General features: G+C 33.5%; 5 protein-coding genes. All 5 read left to right on the top strand.

Annotated features, from left to right (window positions below; translation table 11 throughout):
- The coding region (locus tag A9G30_RS05540; protein ID WP_218057732.1) for a rhodanese-like domain-containing protein at window positions 1-886 on the top strand (886 nt) is incomplete at its 5' end.
- 34 nt (window positions 887-920) lie between these two features.
- Window positions 921-4,682, top strand: a complete 3,762-nt coding sequence (locus A9G30_RS05535; RefSeq protein ID WP_065588305.1) for an Ig-like domain-containing protein — start codon at window positions 921-923, stop codon at window positions 4,680-4,682.
- A gap of 86 nt (window positions 4,683-4,768) precedes the next feature.
- Window positions 4,769-8,872, top strand: a complete 4,104-nt coding sequence (locus A9G30_RS05530) for an RHS repeat protein (RefSeq protein WP_176700855.1) — start codon at window positions 4,769-4,771, stop codon at window positions 8,870-8,872.
- 268 nt (window positions 8,873-9,140) lie between these two features.
- Window positions 9,141-9,470 carry a hypothetical protein gene (locus A9G30_RS05525; protein ID WP_065588303.1) on the top strand — a complete coding sequence of 110 codons (330 nt, stop codon included), beginning with the start codon at window positions 9,141-9,143 and terminating at the stop codon, window positions 9,468-9,470.
- Window positions 9,471-9,566: 96 nt separating this feature from the next.
- Window positions 9,567-9,866 carry a hypothetical protein gene (locus tag A9G30_RS05520; protein ID WP_065588302.1) on the top strand — a complete coding sequence of 100 codons (300 nt, stop codon included), beginning with the start codon at window positions 9,567-9,569 and terminating at the stop codon, window positions 9,864-9,866.
- Window positions 9,867-9,878: the final 12 nt, after the last annotated feature.

Raw genomic sequence — 9,878 nt, 5'->3', positions numbered from 1 at the left:
TAACTTGAAAAAAATTTTAAAAATGCCAGTTTTTCATTCTAATTTGCTATATAGATTATTATTTTCTTGTACTGTTTTGTCTTTTTGTTGTCAGATTTCTGCAAATGAAATTAATGATTGTCAAGAAGATATCCAAAATTATAGAGATCTTTTTACTCATTGGCCTATTAACCAACATAAAGAATCATTAGATAAGACGTTTTGGTTAACCATTGAACAGGCGCGTAATTTATCAGATGATGTAGTATGGATAGATGTTAGATCGAACTTATTTAACTCACATAATCAATTAGGTATTTTAACTATCCCGCTTAATCATTTAGAAAAAAAGGATTTTCTTTATGATAAAACAGTAGTATTAGTTGGAACAGGTTTTGAACAACAAACGATTAATCGAACAATCAATACTCTAAGGCAAAAAGGTTATAAGCATCTTTTTGCTTTATTAGGGGGGATTAGGACGTGGTCAAAGCTAAAAAAACAAAATTTACAGTTATCAAATATAATAACCCCTGAAGAATTTCTATTAGGCAGCAAAACTATTAACTGGCAGATCATTACAATTGGTTTAATGCCACAAGATATTGATACATTACCTGAAAAACCTATTAGAAATTTTAATTTATCAGAAGAATCTCATCTAGCTATAAAACATTTTTTAAAAAATAAAATTATTAACAATGATACCTTTATACAATATGTATTAATAACCCCTAATGAGCATATCACCAAATTATTAAAACGCAAATTAACGTTTCCTGAGCCAAGTGAAGTTGTTTGGTTAGAAGGCGGTTTAGCTAGTTATCAACAATATGTGAAGCAACAGGCAAACTTGATTAATAATGCAGGCAAGAGTTTGTCTAAGCCTTGTAGGCTAACGCTATAATTTAATAAAATTTCTAACTCTAATGGAGCAAAAAATGAAAGTTTATAAACGATGGAAAAATCTATCTTTAAAATTAAATATAAGGCCCTCAAAAAGACAATCAATAAAACAAAAAAATAAATATGCAATCCTTTTCTTTGTTTTGTCTATATTTGTTTATCATTCTAGTTATGCTGCTACAAATACAGGATTATATGGTGACGATAAATATGCAGGTCCTTTTCCAATAGGATTTAGCTTTAACTATTATGGTAGCAATTTTGATAAATTTTATGTCACAACTAATGGTTTGATTCAATTTACTAACCCAACTACCTCCTATATTAATACTTGTCTTCGTTCTTATAATAATACACTGTATGTGTTTTGGGATGATTTAAGAACCGATGTTTCAGGCCAGCCGCCAGGGACTATTCAGTATGAAACTCAGGGTGAGGCACCTAATAGGAGGTTAATTGTTCAATGGACTAACCAGTATTACTTTGGTAGTAATCTTCCCATGGGAACATTTCAGGCTATTCTTTATGAAAACTCTAATCAAATTAAGTATCAATATCGTTATTTGATAGGCGAACGTAGCAAAGGTAGCAGTGCTACAATAGGTATCCAAGGCATAACTTCAAACTATACCCAAATAGGTTGTAATACTGCAAATGTTATTAAACCAGAACAAGCGATTTTATTTACACCAAATAGTGATTTTAGTAAATATATTGTTGATCAAAATGCATCTTATAATTTTTTTGACATTTCAGGATTAACGTCAGATGCACCAATACTAGTTAACCGTTATAGCCATCAAGCGCCAAGCTGGTCATGGCAAAAAATTAGTCCACTCAATAGTTATGAAATTGATATTCAAGATCCATCTGGTAATACAGTTTATAGAGAAGTTGTTGGCGATGTAGGTCAATTTACATTTGTTAATAATTTGCAAAATGGTCAATCTTATCGAGCACGTATTAGAGGAAGTATTAATAATGGTGGAACATGGGAAATGTGGTCTCCTCTTTCAACTTTAGTGACTATTGATACGATAAAACCAGTGGTTAAGCTCAAACAATTTAATCGTATTAATAGTGATACAGTGAAAGTGATTTTTTCAACTTATGATAATTTAAGTGGTGTTAAATCTGGACATTTACAAATAGCAACTAACCAGCGCTTTGATACACCTCTCATTGATCAAGATATCCAAATTGATTCAAATAGCTACCAAATTTCGAATTTGCCAGTTAAAGATAATGAAGTATTATATGCACGCTTAAATGTAACTGATAAAGCTGGTAATGAATCAGGTTATACAGAGCCTTTCGCTATTGGTGTTACAGCGCCAATATTAATTCAACCAGTCTCTAATTCCACGGTTAAAATATCAAATTTAAAGGTTCAAGGTAAAGCTGAGGAAGCTGGAAAAGTGCAGCTATATTTAAATGGGAGAGTGGTTAATGATCCAGTTACAGTTGATAAAAATGGTTATTTTTATCAAGTTGTTAATCTTAAAGCCGAGGGGAATTATCAATTAACGGCGGTACTTAATAATGATTTTGGTATAAGTGAACACAGTAAACCTGTTTCAGTTAGTTTTAAACTACCGACACCAAAGGCAACCATTATAACACCAGCAGATAATCAAGTGATTTTTGCCCCTATGGATATCCAGATATCTGCAACAGACGAATTAGGAATTGATAAAGTTGAAGTTTACCTTGATGACCAATTATTTTCAACATTAACCAAATCTCCTTATCAAGTTCATTGGCCATTAACACAACAAAATAATGGTAAACATAAATTAACCGTTAAAGCGATTAATACGAGTGGTAAAGTTGTTACAATTGAACGTGAGGTAATGGTTAAAATGGAACCTCCTGCACCACCACCGACAGCTTATACAGGGAAAGTTACCAATATCAATCCAAAAGTTAGCTATGGACTACAACCTATTACCATTACAGGACAGGCGAATTATCGGAAGGATAATACTGTTGTTGCTAATGCACCAGTTAAGTTAGTATTAAAAGTTAATGGTTTTGAGCGGAAAATTGCCATTGCAACTGATGATAAAGGAAATTTCTCTTATACTTTTATGCCTCAAGAAAACGATGCAGGTATATATCAAGTAGCCATTATTCATCCTGATGAATTAATTATGACTTCACAAGCTAGTTTTGAAATTAATCGTATCGCCTTTAATTATCAAAATTATCATCTAAAAGCGGCACGTAACGTTGCAATGCCTATAAATATGGTAGCTAAAGCGAGTATTACTGCTAAAAATTTACGTTGGGTATTAACTGCAGATAATCAGCCAGATGGTATTTTGCCAAAAGGGATACAAATAAAATCTGAACCAATTGATATAAATAGTGGTGAAACTGAATTGACCATGATTAATTTCATTGCTGATGATACAGCAACCGAAAAAGGAAGTATTTATCTTGTCGCTTTAGCTGATGAATCAAATGATTTAATACGAGGTAAATTGAAAATTGATTATCAGTTAGGACAAGCAATGCCGACCCTTTATGCGGTTCCAAATTATATTCAAACGGGTGTACAACAGGGAACAATGGTGAGTACCAATATTCATCTAGGCAATAAAGGATTGACTAAAGCAGAAAATGTTCAAATTGAACTTCTTGATGAAAGTGGTAATCCAGCACCAAACTGGATATTTATTGCTACTGATAAAACAATTGAATCAATTGCTGTTGATGAACAACTACCTTTACAAATTGTTGCTCAACCAGGTAACAAGGTAAGTGATGGTGTTTATCGTTTTAATCTTAAAATAGCAGAGAATAACAATATATTAGGATCAATTCCCGTCAGTATTTCAGTGACACAAAGTGGTCTAGGTATTGCACAATTTGATATTGCTGATATCTATACAGCAACGTTGGATAAACAAGGTAATCCTATTGCCGGCGTAAACGGTGCGACGATTAAGTTGCAAAATGAAGCTGTGCTTACTCAACAATATAGCATTATCTCTAATGAACAAGGGATCGCCTTATTAGAAAACCTCCCTACAGGAGTTTATCGCTATCGTGTGAGTGCACCAAACCATACGGATGTGTCAGGTCGCATTGTTATTCGCCCTAATACTACTATTAATGAACATATCTTTTTAGAGTACCAAAACATCAATATTGAATTTGGTACAACAGAAACAGCAATTAAAGATGTTTATGATATTGAGTTAAATGCAACTTTCAATACTTTGGTACCAGCACCTGTTGTTTTGATAGAACCTATGTCTATTAATTTAGCGGGCTTACAAATTGGTGAGGAAAAAGTGGGTGAGCTCACTATCACTAACTATGGTCTGATAGAGGCTAAAAATGTGGTATTAAATTTACCGAAAACTGATAATAAATTTAAGTATGAATTTTTTGGAGAAATACCTAATAGTCTCCTGCCTAAGGAAAAAAGAGTTATTGCTTATCGAGTCACCGCCCTTGATCCGAACCAAACTCAAAGTGTTAAACCAGAAGCAACGGTTGAAACAATGTTATTTAAAAGTAAAAATGCGGCTAGTAGCTGTTATTTAGCGCCTTATTTAGAGCTACATGACAGTATATGCGCTAATGGCGACATATCTAAAGGTAATAGCGGTGGTTATTTTTATCAATATGTAGGGCAATGTTCATTAGCAGATTTTAATTGGGACTGGGGTTCAGGTACTAATTCAGGTAGCGCTTTAGGCTCTCCTTTAGCCATGCCAATAGCACCAGGTTGTGCTCCAGAAGCTAGTTGTGCGAGTGCCGGTACGGCAAGCGGTGCTAGGTAATTTAAAAAATGAAAATTAGTGTGTCAAACAACACAAAGGATCGCAACATGATAATTAAAAATATAAACAAGTATATAGCAATCTTTATGGTGATGACAATAATGATTGCCTCATCATCTAAAATAGCGTATGCACAACTTTATAATGGTGATATACAAAAAATATCTGGTACAAGTGACGCTAGTGTTAAATTACCAAATACAGAATATACTGAAAGTACGATTGACCTAAGGGTCAAAGTACTTGGTGGTGAAGTTAAACTTAATCGAACTTGGATTAATGGTCGTTGGTATATAAATCCGGCTTGGGCTAATTTACGTTTTGTTCTTGATCCATTAGATGATAGTGTTAAAACCATTGATCGTGCAGGTACCATGTATCAACGTACTGGTAAGGAACAATTATACACCTATAAACACATATCTATTAAGAAAACAGATAGTGGGTGGCATTGGTTCGATCAACAGGGAAATTGGATTAATTTTGATGATAAAGGTCGAGTTTTAGAATATGGTGATATTAATAATGTAAAAGTTAGTTTTATCTTAGACAACGAAGGACGCCGTATTGCTATCAAAGATCATTTTGATGAACAGGTATATAGTTTTATTTATGACAATCAAGAACGTCTTATCAAAGTTAGTGATCGTGAAGGGCGAACTGTAAGTTATGAATGGTCTGGAAATAAACTGGTCAAGGTCACGGATGTTCTTGGTCATGTATGGCATTATGGGTACGATGCAAATGGACAACTAAACCAAAAAACTGATCCAGATGGTGGTGTAACTAAAATTGATTACACCGTATCAACTCCTGCACCGATAACCGCTATGATGAGTGGTAAAGACGGAGGGGTTATTTCAAAAAAAACAGTTGTGACAACTGGTTCTGATAATCGCGATACAAAATTGGCCCAAGTAGGTAAAATTACCGACAAAACTGGTGCTATAACAATTTTTAATAGTCAATATAATCGCGTTAATAAGCAATATACCATTACTGTTAATGATCCAGTAGGCAAAAAAACAGTTACTGTATTTGATGCCAAAGGTCGTGTTATTACCAAAACAGTAAATGATAGTATTACTGAATCCTATCAACGCGATAAAGCTAATCATTCGGTTAAGTATACTAATCAACGTGGATTAACAATAACCACGCAATATAATCAATCCGACTATCCAATAAAAATCACTTACCCTAATGGTGCCACAGAGCTTTATGAATACAATAAAGCCAATAAACCAATAAAAATCACGAATGCTAAAGGCGATGTAATTAACTTTCAGTACGATGCTTTTGGTCATCCTATCGAAGTTGTATATGCGGTAGGTAAACCCGAACAACGTATTATAAGCTTTAATTATGACAATTATGGTCAACAAATTGACGCGACTATTAGTGGTGGCGATAAAGCGATTAAATTGCAACAAACTTATGACCGCTATGGCAATATAGCAACATATACTGATGGTAATGGCTATCAATCACAATACACTTATAATATTCAGGGACAAGTAAAAACAGTAAAAAACCCACTACAACAACTATGGCAGTTTAACTACAATTTAGCGGGTTATCTTACGGAATCTATTGATCCACTTAATCATAATGTATCTTTGTCGAACGATGCAATGGGGAGATTGATCAAAGTCGTCGATGCGTTGGGTAATAAGACCCAATATAGTTACAGTTTTAATCAGAACGGTTATGAAACAAAAGTCGTTGATGCGCTCAATCAAACCACTACTTACCAGTATGATAACTTATATCGCCTAATCAAAACCATTAGCCCAACGGGGTTAGTCACTCAACAAACGTATAATACCGATGATAAACTCATACAGGAAGTAGATGTTGCAGGGAATATCTTAACTTATGAATATGGTGAAAAAGGTTCTAATTTAGCGGGTTTATTAGCTAAAGTTATTTATCCAACCTTTACTGAGACATATAATTATAATGCTTTAGATAAAGTCACTGAGATTAATCAGCAATTAGATAAGGATACTACATTAACCAATCATCGTATTTATGATCAATTAGGATTAATGATCAGTGTTATTGATGCAGCGAATCGGGTCTCACAAACAGAATATAATGCTCTAGGGGAAATAGTAAAATCTATAGATGCTTTAGGTTATGAAACCCGTTATCTGTCAGATTTATTAGGCAATATAACGCAAGTCACCGATGCAAATGATAACCAATACACATTTGAATATGACAAAAATAATAATCTTATAAAAGAAACCAAGGCATTAGGAAATGAGGTTGAGTATAGCTATAACCAAGCAAATCAATTAATCGAGAAAAAACAAGCAAATGGCAACCGTATTCAATACCAATACGATGCGGCAGGAAATCTGATAAAACAAAGTTATATTGAAAAAGGTCAAACAACTTCAAGTCAGGTTGTCGCTTATAGCTATAATCAGGCTAATCAATTAATTGATATACTACAAACTGGTGACACCCATTCCCACTTTATTTATCAGCGCGATAAACTTGGTCGAGTAACTCAAGAAACGATTACTTATGGCACAGGTGCAGATAGTATTACTAAGACTTTGCAGTATGCTTATGATCAAGAGGGGAATTTAGCTTCTATTAGCTATCCTGATAATACTAAAATAACCTATGGATATGATAAAAAACAACTAAAACAGGCAACACTGGCTAATGGCGAAGTGATTAAGTGGAGTGATTACCACTGGTTTATGCCATCTAAAGTGACTTATCCTAATGCAACGCAAACTAAGCAGTATGATTCATTACAGCGCCCTTTACTAATAGGGTTAACGGCGAATCGCAAAACATTATTAAATCGTCAATATAGCTATGATAAGGTAAGTAATATAACCCGTATCGCAACAGAAAACGGGGAAAACAATTACCAATATGACTTATTAGACCGGCTTATCCTTGCTAAACCTAATATTGAACTACAAAAGAATGGGCTTACTGTAGAGTCTTATAGCTACGATGCGATTGGTAATCGCATCGGTAGTGCGCAACAATTAGGCGAGTGGCAATACAATAAATTTAATCAGCTAATCAAATGGGGCGAAGGCGCTAGTCAAACCACCTTGACTTATACGCCTAATGGTCAGTTAGCCACTGAAGTGAGTGCAGATAAAAAATTAAGCTATCACTATAATGCAGCAGAGCGCCTTATCAGCGTTAACGATGAAACAACTGAACTGGCGACTTATCAATATGATCCTTTTGGTCGTCGTATCAGTAAAACCATTAATGGTGATATCACCTATTTTATTTATACAAATGAAGGTCTGATTGCTGAATTAGACCATCGTGGTCAGATGACGGTTGCCTATGGTTGGGTACCTGATACCGAATGGGGAACAAGCCCATTGTGGCAGGCAAGTTTAACTGCAGCTAACCAGACGCTACAAACTGCGTCTTACCATTATCTCATTACGGATCATTTAGGTACGCCACAACTGGCCATTAACAATCAAGGCCAACAAACATGGAAAATGCACAGTGACGCTTTTGGTAATGCGGTATTAGATCCTAATAACCAAATTACCTTAAATTTACGTTTTCCTGGGCAATATTATGATCAAGAAACGGGACTTTCTTATAATTATTTTAGGGATTATAATCCTAAAATAGGGCGTTATATCCAAAGCGATCCGATAGGCTTAAATGGCGGAATAAATACCTTTAGTTATGCCAGTGGCAATCCGCTTTTATATCGAGATCCCTTAGGGAAACATCCAGTAGTCTATTTCATTTTGGGTAGCATAAGGGCATGTTTGGCAAACCCACAATGTGTTGCAGTTGTGGGAGGCGCTATAGCTTATGGAGTATCAAATAACATTAAATTGTTAGAGGAATATAACTATGGTTCATCAAATACCTATGATTCATTAAATAATGGTCATGCTTTCTGTCCATCAGCTTCTATATCTACCACTACCAAGAAAAGCAAAGATAAGAAAGATAAGATTGAAGGTAAGGGCAAGTGGTTTTGTGAAGCAAAGTGTGATCTTCAAGCGATTGATCATAAATTAGATGGTAAAATTTCTGAAAGAGTACGAGGGGCTCATAGAGGAAGTTCTGAGTATGAGGCTTGTAATGCAGCAAAAAATAAAGCAAAAGCATTGACTCCTAGACATGCTTATCCAAGGCATTGTTATTGTACTAAATGTTGGAAAAAATAATTAACTTACACAATGAGTAAGATAATAATTAAAACGAACATAAATTAGAAGGGTGATAATTCTATAGATTATAAATTTATCATGAGCGAAAAATTAAGGTATGCTTATTTTTTCAGTATGAGTATGTTAATTATAATCAATCAAAGAATTGTTATTTTTAGTTAAATCGATCTCTCTATATTTCGCACAGAAATAAAGGGAGATTACTGTATAAGTTGATAAGAATTAAGAAAATCTTACGCGTGATTGTCAATAATGGAGAAATTAAATGACAAAAGTAGAAAAATTTGAATTGGCTAAAATAAAACAAGATAAATTAATAAAAACGATGATATATGAGGTAGATACCGATGAAGGTTCCATAGAATATCGATTAGAAATATATAGAAGGGAAAACGTATTTAAAGGCATCGTCTATAGAAAGGAACTCTATCGAATGCGAGCTAATTATAAAGGAGGTCTTGCAAAGTGCGATGAATTTATGTTTAGTCCAGATAATAATTTCAATCTTAATTTAATTAATTATAATGAATCAGAAGAAGATATCATTAATATTTTTTATAATGAATTAGAGAAAAATGTTAGCTCTCTCAATTAATTATAATTACTATATAAATTGATATAGGTTAAAGAAAAGTTGAGTCGTGTTGCTTAGTATCTTGTAATACTCAAATAAACACTGGAAAAAATTAAAATGGCAAAGATAAAAAAATATGAATTAATAAAAACGATCATTTATGAATTAAGTAAAGATGAGCATTACGAAGAATTTAAATTAGAAATCTATAAAGGAGACAAAGATTTTAGAGGTTTTGGTTATCGGTTAGACTCATATAGATTGAAACGTCGTCATGATGTTAAAAGATTTGTAAATAGCGATGTATCTTTATTTATTGAAGATTTTTATTTTTATTACAACAAGTCGGAAGAAGATATCATTAATAATTTTTATATTAAGCTAGAGAAAATATTTGGGCCACTCAATTTGTTATAATTATTATTATAG

This window comes from Gilliamella sp. Fer4-1, assembly GCF_001690515.1.
Classification (GTDB): Bacteria; Pseudomonadota; Gammaproteobacteria; order Enterobacterales; family Orbaceae; genus Gilliamella; species Gilliamella apicola_C.
This window is presented reverse-complemented; position numbering and strand designations above follow the sequence as displayed.